Here is an 18,264-nt window from a genome sequence, read left to right as displayed (position 1 = left end):
GCACCCCCGCCGACCGCCGAGGAAGCGGCGCTGCACGAGGACGCGGGCCTGACCCGGACCGATCAGAAAGTGCTGGCCGCTCGCGCGGAGTTCCACAACGCCCTGCAGAACTACGTGTTCGGCCACGACCCCGCTCAGCTGGAACGGGCCCGGCGGATCGCCCACGAAATGCGGGACCTCACCCGGGCGGAGACGTCCGACGGGGAGGACCCGCCCTGGTACGACCTGATGGGCGACGCCTATGTCGACCTGGTCGAATCCGTGGGGCCGGGAGGCCCACGGCCCGACCTCGACGACGCTGTCGTCGAACAGTGCCGCAGGGCATTCGCCGCCTGTCCCGTCGGACACCCGATGCGGCCCATGACGGCCATGACGCTCGTCAGAGTCCTGATGCAGCGTTCCGCGGCTCTCCGCACCCGCGAACCGGAGAGGGCGCGGGCACTGCTCGCCGAGGCACGGACCCTGGAGAGCGTCCTGAAGGACGTGACGCCGGACCAGTCACCGGTCGACCTGGCCGACGTGATGGGGCCGATGTTCGACCTGATCGGCCTGGACCGCCTTCCGGAGATGTCCGCCACGGACGCCCGGGGGCCCGTGCACCCCCCGGAGGCACCGGGGACGGACCACGCCTCCGGTCCCGTACCCGGCTCGGAGCCGTCCAGGGCCGACGGCGAAGCCCCGGACGGCTCCGAGCCGGCGCGGGGTGCCAATATCCTGCTCGGCCCGCTCGCCGCATTCGCGGACGGCCTCCGCTCCCGCCTCGCCGGCCGTGAGCCCGCCGCGGGCTGGGACGACCTCGTCGGCTCCGCGTGGATGCGCGCCAACGGCGAGATCGGCGCGGCGGCCCGCGAGATCGGCCGCGGAGAGCAGGGGATCGGCCCGGCGCTGACGCACCTCGAAGCGGCCGTCGAGGCGATGACCGGGATCACCGACCGGGGCAGTGACCAGACGTCCGCCGAGCACGGCCTGTCCATCTTCGAGGGCGACATCAGAGGGCTCGTCGAGCTGATCCTCCGCACCCTCGAAATGCGCGAGTCCGCAGCGCAGATCGCGGAGCGGATGCGGCTCATGGAAGGGGACGTGCGAGCGCCGAAGGCAGGACAGAAGGCGGGGCAGGCTCCCGGCCTCGACGGCCTCCCCGCCCTGGACCACACGGTCCGGGGCCCCGACGTGGCACGTACCGCCGAACTGCTGGAGCGGGGCCGTGGCCTGCTGCTGGCGCGCCGCATCGAGGCCCGCGCCGACATCAGCGATCTGCAGGCCGCCTTCCCGGAACTTGCCGAATCCTTCCAGCGGTTGACCGACCGGCTCGACACCGGTTCCGAACCTGATGCCGGGACACCGGGGGCCGCCGAGTGGGCCCGCCTCGCAGCCCTGCGCGCGTCGAACGAACTGGACGATCTCGTACGGCACATCCGCACACGGCCGGGGTTCGAGGGCTTCCTGCGGCCGCTGACCACTGAGGGGTTCAGGGCGCTTGCCGCCGATGGCCCCATCGTCGTCCTCAATCACGGCAAGAACCGGTGCCACGCCCTCGTCATCACCCAGCAGTCGGTCGCCTCGCTGCTCCTCGCCCCGGAGGCCGACGAGATCACCGACGCGGCGCGACGGCTGCGTGACGCCGTCGACGCCATCAACGCCAGGGGGATGTCCCGCCCCTCCCCGCTTCAGCTCGTCGCCGCGGCCAGGACGGTCCGCGAGACTCTGGCCTGGACCTGGCACCGGATCGTGCGCCCGGTCCTGGAGGCCGTCGGACCGGTGGAACCCGTCCCCCGTGACGGCGCGTGGCCGCGCGTCTGGTGGGTGGCGACCGGTGCGTTCAGCGCCCTGCCGCTCCACGCGGCCGAATGCACGGCGCCCGGCTGCTCGGAGGACGGCTGCGGCGCCGCCCTCGACACCGTGATCTCGTCCTACGCGCCCGGCCTGCAGACCCTCGCGTACGCGCGAGCACGCGCCCGGCGGCGCGATACGGCCGACCACGGCAGCGCGCTCCTCGTCGCCACGCCGAGGACGATCTCCCCGGCGTGGCGGCCGCGGCGGCCCACGCGGCCGAGCTTCTCGGTGCCCGGCCACCGCTGATCGGCCCGGCCGCCAGCCGCGAGGCCGTGCTCGCCGCGCTGCACAGCGCCTCGTGGGCGCATTTCGGCTGCCACGCGGCGTCGGACCCGGCGGAGCCCTCCGGCGCCCTGCTTCATCTACCCAGTGGCGAGCCGGTCTCGGTCCTGGAGATCTGCCGGGTCCGCCCGCGCTCGGCACAGCTCGTCTTCCTCGCGGCCTGCGGCACCGCCCGCACGGCAGAACGCCTGGTTGACGAGGCCATCCACATCACGAGCTCATTCCTGCTTGCGGGATTCCCGACGGCGGTCGGCACGCTGTGGACGATCGACAGCATGCACGCGGACCACATGACGCGGGACTTCTATCGCCGCACGACCGCCCCCGACAGCCCCAGTGCCGCGCACGCGCTGCACGACACGGTCCGCCAGCTACGACGCCGCACCCCGGAGACCGCACATCTGGGCAACGTACGTCCACGCCGGGGCGTAGCCCACGATCCGCCCTCGGAGCCCCATGCCGCAGGCTGGGCAGCGGCGCAGCTGAACAGCTACATACCTGCACACCGACGCACCAAGCGACGAGCGCACCACACACCACACACCACGCTTGCGGCAACGGCCCGGCACGGTTCCGGCTTCTCCGCCCTGAGCGGATTCTCCTCACGGTCCCGCTGGGGCCGTGAGCTCCGCCCCCGATGCCGTTTCGGCTCACGGATATCTCGTACGCTGCGCGTGCGGCCGGGCCCAGAAGCCTCCGACCTGGACCTTCGGGAGCCGGTGCACGCTCACGAGCCGCTGGAGAAGACAGGTAAGCTCACGACACGTGACTGCTGTGTCTGCGAAGCCTCGCATCCCCAATGTCCTGGCCGGCCGCTACGCCTCCACGAAGCTGGCTGTCCTTTGGTCCCCCGAGCAGAAGGTGAAGCTGGAACGTCAGCTGTGGCTGGCGGTGCTGCGCGCCCAGAAGGACCTCGGGATCGAGGTACCCGACGCCGCTCTCGCCGACTACGAGCGCGTCCTCGATCAGGTCGACCTGGCCTCCATCGCTGAGCGCGAGAAGGTCACCCGGCATGACGTCAAGGCCCGCATCGAGGAGTTCAACGCTCTCGCCGGCCATGAGCAGGTCCACAAGGGCATGACGTCCCGGGACCTCACCGAGAATGTCGAGCAGCTCCAGATCCGACTCTCCCTGGAACTGATGCGTGACCGCACCGTGGCCGTGCTGGCCCGGCTCGGCAGGCTGGCCGGCGAGTACCGCGAGCTGGTCATCGCCGGTCGCTCCCACAATGTCGCCGCCCAGGCCACGACGCTCGGCAAGCGCTTCGCGACAGCGGCTGACGAGCTGCTGGTGGCCTACGGCCGGCTGGAGGATCTGCTGGGCCGCTATCCGCTGCGCGGCATCAAGGGGCCCGTCGGCACCGCCCAGGACATGCTCGACCTGCTGGGCGGCGACGCCGGGAAGCTGGCCGACCTGGAGCAGCGCATCGCCGGCCACCTCGGCTTCGCACAGGCCTTCACCTCCGTCGGCCAGGTCTACCCGCGCTCGCTCGACTACGACGTGGTGACCGCGCTGGTACAGCTGGCAGCCGCTCCTTCCTCGGTCGCGAAGACCATCCGGCTGATGGCCGGCCACGAACTGGTGACCGAGGGCTTCAAGCCCGGCCAGGTCGGCTCGTCCGCGATGCCGCACAAGATGAACACCCGCTCCTGCGAGCGCGTCAACGGTTTGATGGTGATCCTGCGCGGCTACGCGTCGATGACCGGCGAGCTGGCGGGCGACCAGTGGAACGAGGGCGATGTGTCCTGCTCCGTGGTGCGCCGGGTGGCGCTGCCGGACGCGTTCTTCGCGTTCGACGGTCTGGTGGAGACCTTCCTGACGGTGCTCGACGAGTTCGGTGCCTTCCCCGCCGTGGTCGCCCGTGAGCTGGACCGCTACCTCCCGTTCCTCGCCACCACCAAGGTGCTGATGGGCGCGGTGCGCGCGGGTGTCGGGCGTGAGGTCGCCCACGAGGCCATCAAGGAGAACGCGGTCGCTTCCGCCCTGGCCATGCGTGAGCAGGGCACGGAGCGCAACGAGCTGCTCGACAAGCTGGCCGCCGACGAGCGCATTCCGCTGGATCACGCCCAGCTGGACGCGCTGATGGCCGACAAGCTCTCGTTCACGGGCGCCGCCGGTGACCAGGTCACAGCGCTCGTCTCCCGGATCGAGGAGATCACGAAGCAGCACCCGGAGGCTGCCGGGTACGCGCCTGGCTCCATCCTCTGATGTCGCGCGGCCCCGGACGATGACACCCGAAGAGCTCCAGGCCGCCCGTGGCCACACTGTTCCCGATGTGGCCGCGGGCGGCCTCCGCGTGCTGTTCTGCGGAATCAATCCGAGCCTGATGACTGGTGCCACGGGCCACCACTTCGCTTTCCCCGGCAATCGCTTCTGGCCGGTACTCCTTCTCTGCACTTCACTCGAAAGGGTGATGGGTGTGTGGCTGGACAGCAGGTGCTCCATTGTTGAGGGGGCAGTGGGGGCGGCCGGCGGGTCTGGCATCGCGCTGCGGAAATAATCGCTTGTTGCCAGGGCAACGGGTGGCGGACACTGTCGCGGTGTTCTCAGATGCTGACGCTGCCGCGCTGTACGACGTGCTGAACCCCTGGGATCCTGACGGGAGGTCCGACGACGGCTTCTATTTCCCGTTCGTCATGGGTGCGGAGTCGGTCTTGGACGTCGGTTGTGGCACCGGTGCCATGCTGCGTCTTGCTCGTGAGCGCGGCCATCATGGTCGGCTGGTCGGCCTGGACCCGGACCGGGCCGCGCTGAAGCGGGCCCGGCGCCGGGCTGACGTCGAGTGGGTGGAAGGCGTTGCGGCGGAAGCAGAGAGCGGCGCCGACTTCGATCTCGCGACGATGACCGGCCATGCCTTCCAGGACCTGGTCACTGATCATGACGTGCGTGCTTCGCTCGCCGCGATCTATGGCGCCCTGCGTCGAGGCGGCCGTTTCGTATTCGAGACGAGGCATCCGCAGGCACGGGCTTGGGAAGGTTGGACTCCTTCGAACCCGGATGACGTGGTCGACGTCGTTGACGAGGCTGGCCGCGCCTTGCAGTACTGGCACGACGTCGACTCGGTCGTCGGCGACGTGGTCACAATCCGTGGGACGGTGGCTCTGCCGGATGGCACGGTGTTGCGGGTCTTCAGCGAAAGCCTGCGGTTTCTCGACGTTGCAGCACTCGGCGAGTTCCTCGACGGGGCGGGCTTTGAGATCAAGGCACAGTACGGCAGCTGGGACCGGGAACCGGTCACTGCTTCCAGCCGGGAAATCATCACGATCGCCCGCCGCCGGTAGGCGCCAGTCACTGGTTCTCCTTCCTGCGGGGGGTGGGGATGCCGAGGTCGACGGCTGGGCGTCGGGTTCGGCGTTGGGTTTCTTCGCGCTTGGAGCGGAGAAAGGTGAGTGTGAGGTTGATGCCTTCTACTTCGCCGAGCCAGTGCTCCTCTTCGGCCCGTCGTAGGCGGACGAGGAGGTCAGCTTCGAGCTCTTCGAGGCGATCGAGCATCTTTGGATTGATGTGCAGCACCGGGCAACGGATGTCCCATTGACCGAACTAGTTTGGGTTCCCTCCCAGGTCAACTCATAGTGATCATAAGGACGTTGTGGCTGCCGCCGGCGGGTCGTGGTGACTGCGCGTGTGGTGATGGATCTGGTTTCATCGCGTGTCGTCAAATAGGTCGACCCGTGGAGGTATGGATGCCAGAGCACAGCACGACGGTCCGGGACGTGGCGGCACTGAAGGTGGCACGGGTCGGCCGCGTCGAGAAGCGCGATGACCCGCTGCAGCCGTTTCGGCTCGTGGACGCCAATGGCACCGAGGTGGCGGCGGTCAGTGAGTTCCTGCACCACATGCTCGCCGACGACGCGAGTCCGACATCGCTGCGGTCCTACGCCTATGAGCTGTTGGCGTGGGTCCGGTTCTTACGCGCCGTGGACGTTCCCTGGTATCTCGCGAGCAGGGTCGAGGCCCGTGACTTCGCACTATGGCTGAAGACCACGAAGAAGCCGCCGCGGCAGCGCCGTCCCGACGCACCCGCCCCGGGATCGGTGAACCCGGTCACGGGGAAGGCCGCGCCCGGCGAGAACTATGCCGCTCGGACCAGGCGGCACGCTCGCGCGGTGATCCGCTCGTTCTACGAGTACCACCGCGAGACCCACGGCCGGCCGCTGATCAACCCGTTCCCGCAGGGCGGGGCTGCCGAGGAGGGGAGTCCGAATGCGCATCACAACCCGATGCAGCCCTTCCGACGGCCTTCGCGCCGAGGCACCTATCAGCCCAAGGAACCCAAGCCCACCCCGAGGATCATTCCTGACCAGGCGCTCAACGACCTGTTCGCCGGGTTGAAATACAACCGGGACAGGGCTCTGATCGCGTTCTACATCTCCACCGGTGCCCGCGCCTCTGAGCTGCTGGGTGTCCCGCAGGGCCTGGTCGCGCCCGGGGACCAGACGATCGGGGTGGTCCGCAAGGGCAGTCAGGTCCTGCAGCACCTTCCCGCCTCCGCCGACGCGTTCGTGTGGCTGCGGCTCTACCAGCAAGAACTGCGCGGCATGGTCCCCAAGCACCCGTCGGAGCCGCTGTGGTGGACGCTGCGACGGCCCTTCCGCCCGCTGGAGTACGACGCGGCCCGGATGGTCTTCACCCGTGCCAACCAGCTGCTCGGCGCGAACTGGACCCTGCACGACCTGCGGCACAGCGCGGCCAAGAGGATGGTCCGCGATCCGAACCTGACCCTCGCCGACGTGCAGTGGGTCATGGGACATGCCCACATCACCACCACTGAAATTTATATCGCTCCCACGCCCGATGAGGTCGTCGCCCACGTCCTGGCCCACCACGAGCGGCAGCGCGCCGAGCAGGCCAAACCGCCGGCCCCGCCGGCGCCGGGTTACCGCCCCGAGGTGCTGGCAGCGCTGTTCGGCACCTCGACCGTAGGCGGGGAGAGCCGGTGAACCCGACCGTGAACGTCGGCGTCGCCAGGCCCGTCGAACCACATGAGGTGGGGAACGCCCTGGAGTGGGAACCGCGAGTCGGCGAAGCGAGCTGGTGGCAGACCCGTCAGAGCCGGGAGAGCCTGGTCGAGCGGTTGCTGGGACTGTTCACCGACCCCGGTGCGGGCCTGACCCGCGACAAGACCCGGCGGCGGGGCCTGGGTAAGCTGCTGGACTGGCTCGAAGGCCAGCCCGGAGAGACCTGGCAGGATCGCTGGATGGCCAGCGGGGCGGACGACGCCGGCTTCGAGTGGACCGATCTGCCCCTGCGGGGACGCGGCACGCCCAAGAGCCACTGGCGCGATGAGCTGGCCACGGGGCTGGTGCTCTTGGTCGCCGGGCAGGCGATCCGCCCCGGCTACCCGTGGCTGCTGCGGCAGCGCGTGACGGTGATGCTCACCGAGTCCCGGGCCGTCAGCGACCCCGATGCCTTCCAGCGGCTCGAACAGCTGGCTCAGCATGCGACGGCCACAGCGAGGTCCGACGCCCTGAACAAGCTCACCTGGATCGTGATCCGCAAGGGCGGCCTGGTCAGCGACATCACCGTCGGCGACTGCATCGAGCTGACCGCCGCTCTGGAGGAACACCACTTCCGGGGCAGCGCGGGCCGGCCGCTGTTCTACGCCCTGCTCAAGGAGACCGGCGTGCTCCCGGCCAGCGCACCGCTGCGGCTTCGGGCGCTCCGCATCGAGGGCCGCCGCAGCGTCGAGCAGATCGTCGACGCGTACGGCATTGAATGCCGGGCCGTCCGGGATCTGCTGGTCGAGTACTTCACCGAGCGGGCTCCCGAGCTCGACCACGTCTCGCTGCGGTCGATCGCCCGCAACCTGTGCCGGTTGTTCTGGCGCGACCTGGAGATCCACCACCCAGGTATCGACTCGCTGCGGCTGGCGCCCGATGTCGCGCAGGCGTGGAAGGAACGGTTGGCCTTCATCCGTGACGCCAAAGGCCACCCGGTGCGGGCGCGGGTGAATTTCCGCAGCGAGTTGGTGTTCGTCCGGGCGTTCTACCAGGACATCGCCCGCTGGGCCGCCGACGACCCGGCGCGGTGGGCGCCCTGGGTGGCACCGTGTCCGATCAGGGCGAACGAGTGCGCGACGAAGAAGTCCAGGTCCGGGGTGAAGTCCCGGATGGACCAGCGGACCCGGACCCAGCTGCCGCTGCTGCCCGCCCTGCTCCGTTCCGTCGACCGGCAGCGCAAGGACGCTGAGGCCCGCATCACCGCAGCTCACGCGACGCCGGTCGGTGGACGGTTCCTCGTTGCCGGGGAGGAGTTCGAGCGCTGCGGATCCGGGCAGGCCCGCCGCGTCTACGTTACCGAGGTGGCCGCCGGCAGGCGGCGGAACCTGACCCACGAGGAGGAGGCGGCGTTCTGGTCCTGGGCGACGGTGGAGGTACTGCGGCACACCGGCATCCGGATCGAGGAGATGCTGGAACTCACCCACCACAGCTTCATCGCCTACACCCTGCCCACCACCGGCGAGGTGGTTCCGATGCTGCAGGTCGCCCCGTCCAAGACCGATTCGGAGCGCCTGCTGCTGGTCTCCCCGGAGCTCGCGGAGGTGCTGACCGCGGTCATCTTCCGGGTCCGAGCCGGGAACGCCGCCCTGCCGCTGGTGTCGGCCTACGACGTGTTCGAGCAGACCTGGAGCCCGCCCATGCCGTTCCTGTTCCAACGCAGGTACGGCACCGAGGACCGGCCGCTGACCCGCAGCTACATCCGCGAGTGCCTGGTTGCGACCTCGCAGTCCGCCCAGATCACCGTGACCGGCGACCCGCTCGAATGGCGCCCCCACGACTTCAGGAGGATCTTCGTGACCGACGCCATCCGCTCCGGACTGCCCCCGCACATCGCCGCGAAGATCTGCGGCCACGCCGCTCTGGACACCACCATGGGCTATGCCGCGATCTACCCGGAGGACGTGATCACCCATCACCGGGCCTTCATCGCCCGCCGCAGAACCGAGCGGCCCAGCGAGGAGTACCGCGAGCTCACCGCTACCGAGTGGGACGAGTTCCTCTCGCACTTCGAACTACGCAAGGTCGCTCTGGGAACCTGCGGCCGCGACTACGCGACCCCGTGCCAGCATGAAAACGCCTGTGTCAGGTGTCCCCTACTGCTCGTTGACCCAGCCCAGATGCCACGCCTCCAGGAGATCCACGGCAACCTCATCGACCGCCTCCAGGAGGCCAAGGAACAGGGCTGGCTCGGCGAGGTCGCCGCCATCGAGACCACCATGGCCGCCACCACGCAAAAGCTGGAGGCCATGCGCGACCGCGCAGCACAGCCGTCCACCGTTCACCTCGGCATGCCCGAATTTCGTACCACCGCTGGCCGGCTCACTCCCGACTCGGCCGAGGAGAATGCAAGACCGATTTCCAGGACGGCCGGCGATGCTGCGACCGCCAACGGGAAGTAGCCCCTGGCCAAGGCCAGAGAATCGGCAAGACCCGTCTACTCTGACTCCGCTTCCAGCCCCCGGACGATCAGCCGACGCAGCGTTCTCCCACGAGTATCAAAGAAGCCCTTCTTGGCCTCGTCAACGCGGGCGAGGACATCCTCTGAGAGTCGCAACTCAACTCGGGGTTGCTTCCACGGGCGGCCGGGACCCCCGCGTTGGTTTCCATGCTTCCGGCCCATATACCAGCGACGCACAGGGCTCGGGAGAGGACTGTGCCACCAGCGGCTAAGCAGGTCCAGCCTGGCCAGCGTGACGAAGTCGTCCAGCGCAGATAGGAACAGGACGTCGTCGTCGCGGGAAAGATCTGTGCCGAACTCCTGCTCCAAATCCGGACGTTCAGCACCCTCCATCTCGATGTCGGCGACCCACCGCGCCCACATCCCCGTTGCGCCGGGATCGGCAACCATTGCAACCCGCTCGAACAGAGCTTCGGCGGCCTCGTGAACGGTCCTGTCGGCGCGCAGCTTGATGGCCTGCAATGCGGCCCAGACCTCGGCCATCGCCTCGCGATCGTGCGTGGCCACAGCTTGACTGCATGCCTGAACGAAGCGGTCGTAGACGCCAGCGCGGTCCTCGCGGCGGCCATGCCTGACCACCGTGATCGGGTTCGACGCCGCACGGGCCGCATTGGCGAGCTGCCCGAGAGCCCGAATTGATAGCGCTGGATCGGTCATGCCCGGGACTATAGCGGGGACCGCGGCCTAGCTTCCGTGCCACAGGTTGGGCGCCAGCGACACGCCCAAGGGCGCCGGTCCGCCCAACTCTTCCAGAGCTACTTTCCGTGATGACGACAGTGCCGAGACGAACCCGCCGTCACACTGCGCTAGTTCGGATAAGCAGGCGTGTTCGTGCTGGCATGGGGTGCCGTAGGGGCGTCCACAGGATCCGAGTTCGACCTTGCGTCGGTCGAAGTGCTCCTCGAACTCCGACCACTCCTCGTCCGTCGTGTCGCGGTACTCGCCGTCAGGGCGGATCTGGCGGCGGTGCTGTAGGTGTTCCTGGTAGTGGCGGACGACGTCCTCATCGAAGACCGCGACGTATCCACGGGTGGTCTGGATGTTGAGGTGGCCCAGCAGGGCCGCGCCGATGTGGATCGGCAGGCCGCTGTTCACGAGTTCCGTGGCAAAGATCCTGCGGAAGTCGTGCGGGGTGAATTTCAGTCCGCGGAACTCGTGGTGCGTCTCAGCGAGCTGCTCGCAGAGTCTGCCGAGCATGACCTGAAAGGTCGCCGTGCTGAAGACCATCGGGGTAGTGCCGTTCTGCCGTTGGAAGAGGAACGGCATCGGAGCACTCCACACTTTGTCGTGGTAGTCGAACCGGCTGACCAGCGGAATCGTGCGGCCGGTGCGGGTGTGGCGTCGGACGACCGAGGCGACGACGTGGAAGAGCTCTGCGGACATCGGGATGACGCGTTCACGGTCGGTCTTTGAGGGAGCGATGACCAGCAATGCGATGACCTCGCCGTCCGCCCGTTGATACTGGCGGATGCTCATGTGGGTCAGCTCGCAGAGCTCCTCGATGCGTACTCCCGAGTGCCGCAGTGTCTCGATGGTGGCCCACTCCCAGAAGGCAGCTTCCTCATCGGTGCCGATGTGGACGATCTGGCCACTGGCAATCTCTTGGACGCGGGTCGGAACCGCATCGCCGTAGCGGCGGAGTTTGCGGTCGGCCTCGGTGAGGACGCGCCGGTACTCGGTGCCCCCGTGGGTGAAAACCTCACCTTCGGCCGCCTTGTCAGCCCGTTCCACGAGGAGGCGTGCACGGTCGTAACGGGTTTCGACGTGGTTAACCAGGAAAGGCAGCAGCGGCTGCCGTTGCCGGGTGCGGTCGGCAGAGCGTTCGTTGATGCGCCGGCGCCGCGCGCCCAGGCCGCGCAGTTCAGCGGGTGGGACGGGGCAGGGGGCGACCCAGGCCGCCCAGCGTTCAGGTTCCTCGGCGGCCCAGGTGTGCAGGTCGTAGTAGAAGCTGCGGAGCGCAATGACGATGCTGTCCTGGCCGACGCGGGGCTTGCCGTCGTCCTTGACGGTGATCATCTGGCGCCAGGTCGTGTAGTCCTCGGGCGAGATCCGCAGGTCGGCTTGGTCCGGGTTGATCGTCTCGATGTTCTTCCAGAAGTGCCGGGTGAGCTTGCAGATGAGGTCCTTGAGGGTGGCGTAGTCGGTGTCGGCCTTGCGACGAGTGAAGTATTCGATCAGCAGGCCGCGCACGGGTTGGTCGGCGATCTCGTACTGGTCGACGAGTTCCTCGACGCTGCGCTGCCCGCGCAGCAGGGCGGCCCGCATCGATTCGGGCGTGGACGCCGGGAAGTGCCCCATCGTGCGCAGGACGTTCCAGACGCCGCGGCCGATCAGCCGGTTAGACGCCTGGCTGCCCGGTTGCAGGGTGCAGCGCGCCTTCCTGTTCTCGTGGGTGAAGTGCAGCAACGCGGCGGGGGTGACATCGCTGAGGGCGACGCCCTGGACGGTCAACAGCATGCACAACTCGTTGATCGCGTCGCGGCGGTGCACCTGGCGAAACTGGTGGGCGCGTACCTCCTCCGTGTACTGGTGCAGCAGCGGGTCCTCCTGGGCTGCGATGAACAACGCCCCGTAGTTGGGCAGCGGGTTGCGCCGAAAAGCCAGCGGGGTCGGCTGGATGACGCGGAGGCAGTAGAGAGCCCGGATCCCGGCGATGACGCCGATGCCCGTGGTCCGGCGCGATCCCACTTCGTCGGCGTCGATCTGTCCCTGCCCGAGTGGACTGGCGTCCCATCGCTCCTGCCATGTCTCCCCGCGGAAGTCGAGGAGGTATTCCAGCAGTGCGCGGGTGGAGTTCTTCCAGTTCAGGCGAGTGGCGCGGGGTGTGTCGGGCCAGATCGAGGAGGAACCGGCCACCTGTGACAGGAGCGAGACCGAGGCGGTGGCGAACTCTCCATGCGGCCGGGGCAGAGTAGCCGCGGCGGCGGGTTCAGGCGTGATGGGGCCGCCAACAAAGCGACTCGGGAACTGGAGGCCCTCGGCGACCGGGCCGTGGCGACGGCTGAGACCGGTGGTACGGAGCTCTGTCTCAGGCACCGAACACCGCCGCGATGTCGTCGGCGTCGTAGCCGGTGGGGTAGCTCCGCTCAACACGCGGAGCGTTGTAGTGCTCGGTGAGCTTGTCGAAGATCTCCTCGACGCGCACCGCCAGGTAGCGGCTGGTGGTCTGGATGTTGGCGTGCCGCAGGACAGCCTGAACCTCCGGCAGTGTCAGCTTGCCGCCGTTCGCCATCCGGCTGGCGGCGGTGTGCCGCAGGTCGTGCAGGGTCCAGTTCGTGCCCAGGACCTCATTCGCGCGCTGGAGGATGCGGCGCATCGCCCAGTAGGACATCGGCCGGTCCGCACCCCGGCGGGTGCGCCACAACGGCTCATCCGCCGGCGGAGTGCCGACCTCATCGAGGTAGCGGGCCAGGCGTACGAATGCCTGCGGCGACGCCGGAACGGGCTGGCGCTCGCGCGTGCCCTTGGAGATCACGTAGACCTTCTGTCCTGCCCAGTCGAGGTCTCCGATGCCGACTCCGAGCAGTTCCTCGGCTCGGGCCCCGCTGGAGACGTAGAACTCCAGCAGGGCCCGGTCGCGCTCACAGGCCATGCGCTCGAACAGCTCGTCCCACAGCCGGTCGGGGATCGACCGTGGCGGCCGGTCGGCGACTTTCTGTCGCAGCCGGGCCCGCCCGAGCACCGGCATGGGCTCCAGCGGACTGCGGTGGGCCAGGGCCCGACGCCTCTGCGGCGAGACAGGAACGGGGTTGGTGACCGGGCCATTGCCCTGGTGAGCGTGGAACTCGTAGAACCCGCTCACCACCGACAGGGCGTGGTTGATCGTCCGTGGCGCGTACCCAGCCCGCAGGACCGGCTTGCCGGTGCGCAGGTTCACCGAGCCCGGGGCCTGTCCACCGGCCGATTTACGCTGCCGCTGGGGGTTCGCCGCCGACCGAAGCCACCCGGTCAGCACCGCCGTCTCCGCTTCGGTCGCCTTCTCCCAGGCCACATCGAGCAGCCACAGCAGCCGGAACCAACGAAGCATCCCGTACCCGTAGCTGCGGACCGTCAGCGGGCTGCTGTCGTTCAGTGCCAGGTCGCGCAGGTATGCGGTGACGGGTTTGATCTCATCGTCGTACCCGTTGACGACGACGTACGGCGGGTGGATTCCCCTCGCCGGAAACACCGCTCCGACGCGGGGAAGTTCCGCCCGCCCCTCCATCAGTTCATGCCGTAGGTCCATGTCACTCTCCTCGTTGATCTCGGGGACCATCACCGGTATCAACGAGCAAAGAAGGTGCAGATAACTGTGCATCTGTCGGGTTTCACATCGAGGCAGTTGAAGCCCTCCGAGCAGTCCGAGCTGCTTCAGTACGGGCTGGGCATCACCAACGTGGTCGCCAGGGCCACAGCCCGTGCCGACGAACTCACCGCCGAGGAGTTCCGCGCCGGGGGAGAAATCCTCACCGCCAAGGTGGAACGGCTACGACCGCAGTGGCTGGCGGTGGTCGGCATCACGGCCTACCGGACGGCATTCGGTGAACGGCGGGCCCACATCGGACGGCAGGAACGGACGATCGGCGGAGCCCGCGTCTGGGCTCTGCCCAACCCCAGTGGCCTCAACGCCCACTGGACCGCTCAGACGATGGCCGCGGAGTACGGACGGCTCCGCAGTGCTGTCACCGCGGGTTCTCTTACCAACACCACCAAGACCTGAGCTCCGGGGTCTGAGCTCCGGGCCTCGGTCCGAGGCCCGGGATCGGGGTCCTGGCCCCGGGCCCGACATGATCAGCACAGGTGAGGCTGCTGCCCGCCCTCAGGGGCCTGAGGCTATGCGCGCACCGCTGCCTCATCCTCACCGTGGCGGAGACTCCTGTGCTCAGGCGTCGCGGCGTCGGAGCGCCCACCATCCGGCCAACAGCGTCACCGCGGCCCAGCCGGCGGTGACGGCCAGTCCCGTCCATGGGCCCAGGCTGCCTTCCGGGTGCTGGTGAAGCACCAGCCGTCCGGCTCGGTCCGGCAGATAGTCGGCCGCGCCGCCGGCTACGTCCCCGACGACGAACGAGACGATCAGGATGAAGGGGATGAGCAGACTGAGCACGGCGATCGCGCAGCGCAGCAGGACGGTCAGCCCCGCCGCGAACAGTGCCATCAGCGCCAGATATATCGCTCCTCCGATTACTGCTCTCAGAGCGCCCGGTTCGCCGAGGCCCATGGCGTACTCCCCCATGAAGAGCTGTCCCGACAGGAACGAACTGAAGGTGGTGATGAGGCCGACCGCCAGCGCCGCTCCTCCGATGAGCGCCATCTTGACCGTGTAGAAATGGGTGCGGCGCGGAACCGCCGCGAGCGACATGCGCAACGCGCCATTGAGGTACTCGGACGAAATCGCCGTCGCGCCGAAGCTGATGGCCGCGATCTGACCGAAGTTCAGCGCGTAGAAGGCACCGAAGACGAGTTCGGCGTCCGCTTCGTCGGCCTCTGCCTGACCGACTGTGGCGGAAGTCAGCACGGCGACGGCCATGGTGACGAGGAAGACGGCAATCAGGGATCCCGCGACGGAGCGCAGCGATCTGATCTTGATCCACTCGGAGCGCAGGAGTGCGGTTGTGGACATGGTCAGGCCTCCTGAGGTGTGGTGGGCGCGGCGGCGGAAGCGAATTCCGCGGCACCGGCGGTGAGATCCAGGTAGGCCTGTTCCAAGGTGGCCTGCTCGTCCATGAGTTCCAGGACCGCGATGCCCTCTCTGGCTGCCATCGCTCCGATCTCCTGCGCTTTGACGCCCTCGACGGTCCACCGGCCGTCCTCACCTTGCGCCGCCCGGTATCCGCTGCGTGTCAGGACCTCGCCGAGCCGGGCGGAGTCCGGCGTGCGCACCCGCGCCCTGGGCCGGCTACGGGAGTCGAGGAACTCCTGCATCGGCAGGTCGATGAGGAGCCGTCCGCGCCCGAGCACGATCAGATGGTCGGCGAACGAGGATGTCTCGTTCATCAGGTGGCTGGAAACGAGCACGGTGCGGCCCTCGCGGGAGAGCCGCTTCATCAGCTCCCGGATCCAGACGATGCCCTCGGGATCCAGCCCGTTCGACGGCTCGTCCAGCATGATCACCTCCGGGTCACCGAGCAACGCCGCCGCTATGCCGAGCCGTTGGCGCATGCCGAGAGAGAACGTCTTGATCCGGCGTCCGCCCACCTGAGCGAGGCCGGTCTCCTCCAGCACCTCCTCGACTCGGCCGCGGCCGATGCGGTTGCTCCTCGCGAGCATCAGGAGGTGGTCGCGGGCAGTCCGCGAACCGTGAGCGGCCTGCGGATCGAGGAGTACCCCAACCCGGCGCAACGGCTCGTTGAGGGCCGCGTAGGCCTGACCACCGACGGTGGCGGAGCCGCCTGTGGGCCGGTCCAGCCCGATGACCAGCCGCATGGCGGTGGACTTGCCTGCCCCGTTGGGCCCGAGGAATCCGGTGACCCTGCCGGGCCGCACGCTGAAAGTGAGATGGTCCACGGCGCGGGTCCCGCCGTAGTCCTTCGTGAGCTCGTGGACGTCGATACTGGTCATGTCCTCAGCCTGGCCGCCCCGCCGGCGACGATCCTCCCCCGCAGGAGTGGATCATCTCCCTCGCTCGGGGGAGCCGCCTCCCCGGTGCACGCTGGCACGATGGGCAGCATGCTCCGCTTCCTCCACCCGTTGACCGCGCAGGTCACCTACACCCGCTGGCTGCATCTGCTCATGCCGTCCGCCGCCGTGAGCGTGTGGCTGTTCATCTCGATGGACACGCCGTGGGTTCCCGTCGTCCTCGCGGCGCTGGTCGGCCTGATACCCGGCATGCGGCTCGCCGAAGGGATCCAGGCGCAACTCCTGCTCACGCCTGCGGAGCGCGGCGCCCCCGACGCGACCATCTCTGTCGCGCCTTCCACTTCCTGGTCCGAGCGCTGGCGGACCGCTCTCTGGCTGGAGGTGCGGCTGCTGTGTGCGGGCCTGGCCGGTCTCGCGACGGTGTGGCTGCCGGCCACGACAGTCGACCTCGTCCGCTCGGCGCTCGGTTCGGAACCGAGCGACGAATGGTTCGCCACCGGCCTCGGACCGCACTGGTGGGCCGCGCTCCTCGCGCCCGTCCCCCTACTGATCATGTTTCCGGTGATCGTGGGCTGTGGCGAGCTGATCACTGCGGCGGCCCGCTGGCTGCTGGGTCCGACCCCCGTCCAGCGACTGACCGTGCTGGAGGAGCGCACCGAACAGCTCCTGGAACGCAACCGGATCGCGCGCGAACTGCACGACTCGATCGGGCACGCCCTGACGGTGGCTGTGGTGCAGGCGGGGGCCGCCAGGGCGGCGCGCGACCCGGAGTTCACCGAGCGGGCGCTGGTGGCGATCGAGGAGACCGGCCGCTGCGCGCTCGAAGACCTGGAGCGGGTGTTGCGGGTGCTGCGCGAGTCGGGTACGCCGCCGGGGCAACGGCCGTCCCTGATCGAGGCGGACCGCTTGCTGGACTCCGCGCGGGGGGCCGGGGCCAAAGTCGATGCCGAGGTGTCCGGGCCCCTGGAGCAAGTGCCGGGGTCGGTATCGCGTGAGGGGTACCGCATCCTTCAGGAGTCCCTCACCAATGCCCTGCGGCACTCGCGGGCCGCCCCCGTCCGGGTCCGGATCAGCGTGGCGGAGGGCCGCCTGGAGTTGGAGGTGACCAACCCGTTCACGGGTTCGACCGGTACGCCCGGGGGTGGAACCGGGCTGCGGGGAATCCGGGAGAGAGCGGCCCTGCTGGGCGGAAACGCCAAGACGGGCCTATACGAAGGGGAATGGATGGTGCACGCGAGCCTTCCGCTGAACCGCATACCCTGACCGGATGCCGGTTACCATTCTTCTCGTCGATGACGAACCCCTGGTCCGCGCGGGTCTGCGCGCGGTCCTGGAGGCCCAGCCCGATATCGAGGTCGTCGGTGAGGCGGGAGACGGAGCCGCGGTGATCCCCCTGGTCCGCCAGTTGCGGCCCGATGTCGTCGCGATGGACGTCCGGATGCCGCTGATGGACGGGATCGAGGCGACCAGAGTGGTGCTGCGCACGGTGCCCGATCCGCCGAAGATCCTGGTGGTGACGACATTCGAGAATGACGAGTACGTCTACGAGGCGCTGCGTGCGGGGGCGGACGGTTTCCTCCTGAAGCGGGCCCGGCCCGCCGAGATCGTGAACGCGGTGCGGCTGGTGGCGGAGGGCGAGTCCCTGTTGTTCCCGGCGGCGGTCCGGCAGCTGGCCTCCGAGTACGGGACGAACAGGGCGCGCGAGGCAATGGACCGGGCTTCGCTCACCGAGCGCGAGGCCGCCGTGCTGCGGCTGATGGCCCGGGGGCTGTCCAACGCAGAGATCGCGGACAGGCTCGTGGTGGGTGTCGAGACGGTGAAAACCCATGTCAGCGCCGTATTGGCGAAGTTGGGCGCCCGGGACCGCACACAGGCCGTCATCGCCGCCTATGAGTCCGGATTCGTCGCACCCAGCTGAGCCCGGACCGCACCAGGAACAGAGCAGGACCCCAGCACGGGCCGAAGCCGGACCGGAGCACGACCACAGCAGAGCCCACAGCAGAGACCGAAGCCGGACCGAAGCCGGACCGAAGCCGAGCCGGCGCCGAGCCGAAGCCGGGCTGAACCCGGGCCGGCAGCGGGGTGGGACCGGAGCGGAATCGGGCCGAGCGCAGGATGGTCCCGGTCCTTCGCGGG

At 68.8% G+C, this 18,264-nt stretch carries 12 protein-coding genes and 3 pseudogenes; 9 read left to right on the top strand and 6 right to left on the bottom strand.

Features of this window, described 5'->3' with window-relative positions; all coding sequences use genetic code 11:
• Positions 1 to 1,847: 1,847 nt before the first annotated feature.
• The 4 genes and pseudogenes from RLT59_RS39500 to RLT59_RS34380 form a co-directional block, all read left to right on the top strand.
• A pseudogene (locus tag RLT59_RS39500) lies at positions 1,848 to 2,504 on the top strand (CHAT domain-containing protein); the annotation flags it as partial.
• Positions 2,505 to 2,880: 376 nt separating this feature from the next.
• A complete protein-coding gene (gene purB / locus RLT59_RS34390; RefSeq protein WP_311307007.1) occupies positions 2,881 to 4,323 on the top strand; it encodes an adenylosuccinate lyase in 1,443 nt (480 codons plus the stop codon).
• A gap of 19 nt (positions 4,324 to 4,342) precedes the next feature.
• Positions 4,343 to 4,501, top strand: a pseudogene (locus RLT59_RS34385) (uracil-DNA glycosylase family protein); the annotation flags it as partial.
• A gap of 136 nt (positions 4,502 to 4,637) precedes the next feature.
• The gene (locus RLT59_RS34380) at positions 4,638 to 5,396 is read left to right on the top strand and encodes a class I SAM-dependent methyltransferase (protein WP_399126584.1); all 759 of its coding nucleotides are present in this window, start codon (positions 4,638 to 4,640) and stop codon (positions 5,394 to 5,396) included.
• 7 nt (positions 5,397 to 5,403) lie between these two features.
• Here RLT59_RS34380 and RLT59_RS34375 read toward each other — a convergent pair whose 3' ends face one another.
• Positions 5,404 to 5,628, bottom strand: a complete 225-nt coding sequence (locus RLT59_RS34375) for a recombinase (protein WP_311307006.1) — start codon at positions 5,626 to 5,628, stop codon at positions 5,404 to 5,406.
• 170 nt (positions 5,629 to 5,798) lie between these two features.
• Between RLT59_RS34375 and RLT59_RS34370 the strand changes: the two genes are divergently transcribed.
• Together RLT59_RS34370 and RLT59_RS34365 are read left to right on the top strand one after the other, a co-directional pair.
• Positions 5,799 to 7,055: a tyrosine-type recombinase/integrase gene (locus tag RLT59_RS34370; RefSeq protein WP_311307005.1), complete on the top strand. Its 1,257-nt coding sequence runs from the start codon at positions 5,799 to 5,801 to the stop codon at positions 7,053 to 7,055.
• Entirely contained in the window at positions 7,052 to 9,514 is a 2,463-nt protein-coding gene (locus RLT59_RS34365) for a tyrosine-type recombinase/integrase (protein WP_311307004.1), read from the top strand. The genes RLT59_RS34370 and RLT59_RS34365 overlap by 4 nt, the downstream gene beginning before the upstream one ends.
• 35 nt (positions 9,515 to 9,549) lie before the next feature.
• Here the strand turns inward: RLT59_RS34365 and RLT59_RS34360 are convergent, their stop codons facing one another.
• The 3 genes from RLT59_RS34360 to RLT59_RS34350 are packed head-to-tail and all read right to left on the bottom strand — an operon-like array spanning position 9,550 to position 13,798.
• On the bottom strand, positions 9,550 to 10,230 hold the full coding sequence (locus RLT59_RS34360) for a hypothetical protein (protein WP_311307003.1): 681 nt from the start codon (positions 10,228 to 10,230) through the stop codon (positions 9,550 to 9,552).
• Between the two features lie 27 nt (positions 10,231 to 10,257).
• The gene (locus RLT59_RS34355; protein WP_311307002.1) at positions 10,258 to 12,609 is read right to left on the bottom strand and encodes a tyrosine-type recombinase/integrase; all 2,352 of its coding nucleotides are present in this window, start codon (positions 12,607 to 12,609) and stop codon (positions 10,258 to 10,260) included.
• Positions 12,602 to 13,798 carry a tyrosine-type recombinase/integrase gene (locus RLT59_RS34350; protein ID WP_311307001.1) on the bottom strand — a complete coding sequence of 399 codons (1,197 nt, stop codon included), beginning with the start codon at positions 13,796 to 13,798 and terminating at the stop codon, positions 12,602 to 12,604. The genes RLT59_RS34355 and RLT59_RS34350 overlap by 8 nt, the downstream gene beginning before the upstream one ends.
• A 66-nt stretch (positions 13,799 to 13,864) precedes the next feature.
• On the opposite strand from RLT59_RS34350, the pseudogene RLT59_RS34345 reads away from it, so the two are divergent.
• Positions 13,865 to 14,272 (top strand): annotated as a pseudogene (locus RLT59_RS34345) (mismatch-specific DNA-glycosylase); the annotation flags it as partial.
• Positions 14,273 to 14,434: 162 nt separating this feature from the next.
• On the opposite strand, the gene RLT59_RS34340 reads toward RLT59_RS34345, so the two are convergent.
• Positions 14,435 to 15,172: an ABC transporter permease gene (locus RLT59_RS34340; RefSeq protein WP_311307000.1), complete on the bottom strand. Its 738-nt coding sequence runs from the start codon at positions 15,170 to 15,172 to the stop codon at positions 14,435 to 14,437.
• A 2-nt stretch (positions 15,173 to 15,174) separates the two neighbouring features.
• Entirely contained in the window at positions 15,175 to 16,110 is a 936-nt protein-coding gene (locus RLT59_RS34335) for an ABC transporter ATP-binding protein (RefSeq protein ID WP_311306999.1), read from the bottom strand.
• A gap of 108 nt (positions 16,111 to 16,218) precedes the next feature.
• On the opposite strand from RLT59_RS34335, the gene RLT59_RS34330 reads away from it, so the two are divergent.
• Complete coding sequence (locus RLT59_RS34330) at positions 16,219 to 17,391, top strand: sensor histidine kinase (protein ID WP_311307953.1); 1,173 nt, start codon at positions 16,219 to 16,221, stop codon at positions 17,389 to 17,391.
• Positions 17,392 to 17,395: 4 nt separating this feature from the next.
• Positions 17,396 to 18,046, top strand: a complete 651-nt coding sequence (locus tag RLT59_RS34325) for a response regulator (protein WP_311306998.1) — start codon at positions 17,396 to 17,398, stop codon at positions 18,044 to 18,046.
• Positions 18,047 to 18,264: the final 218 nt, after the last annotated feature.

Source organism: Streptomyces sp. ITFR-6, from assembly GCF_031844725.1.
Taxonomy (GTDB): Bacteria; Actinomycetota; Actinomycetes; order Streptomycetales; family Streptomycetaceae; genus Streptomyces.
The sequence above is the reverse complement of the archived record's forward strand: the minus strand, read 5'-3'. Positions and strand labels throughout refer to the sequence as shown.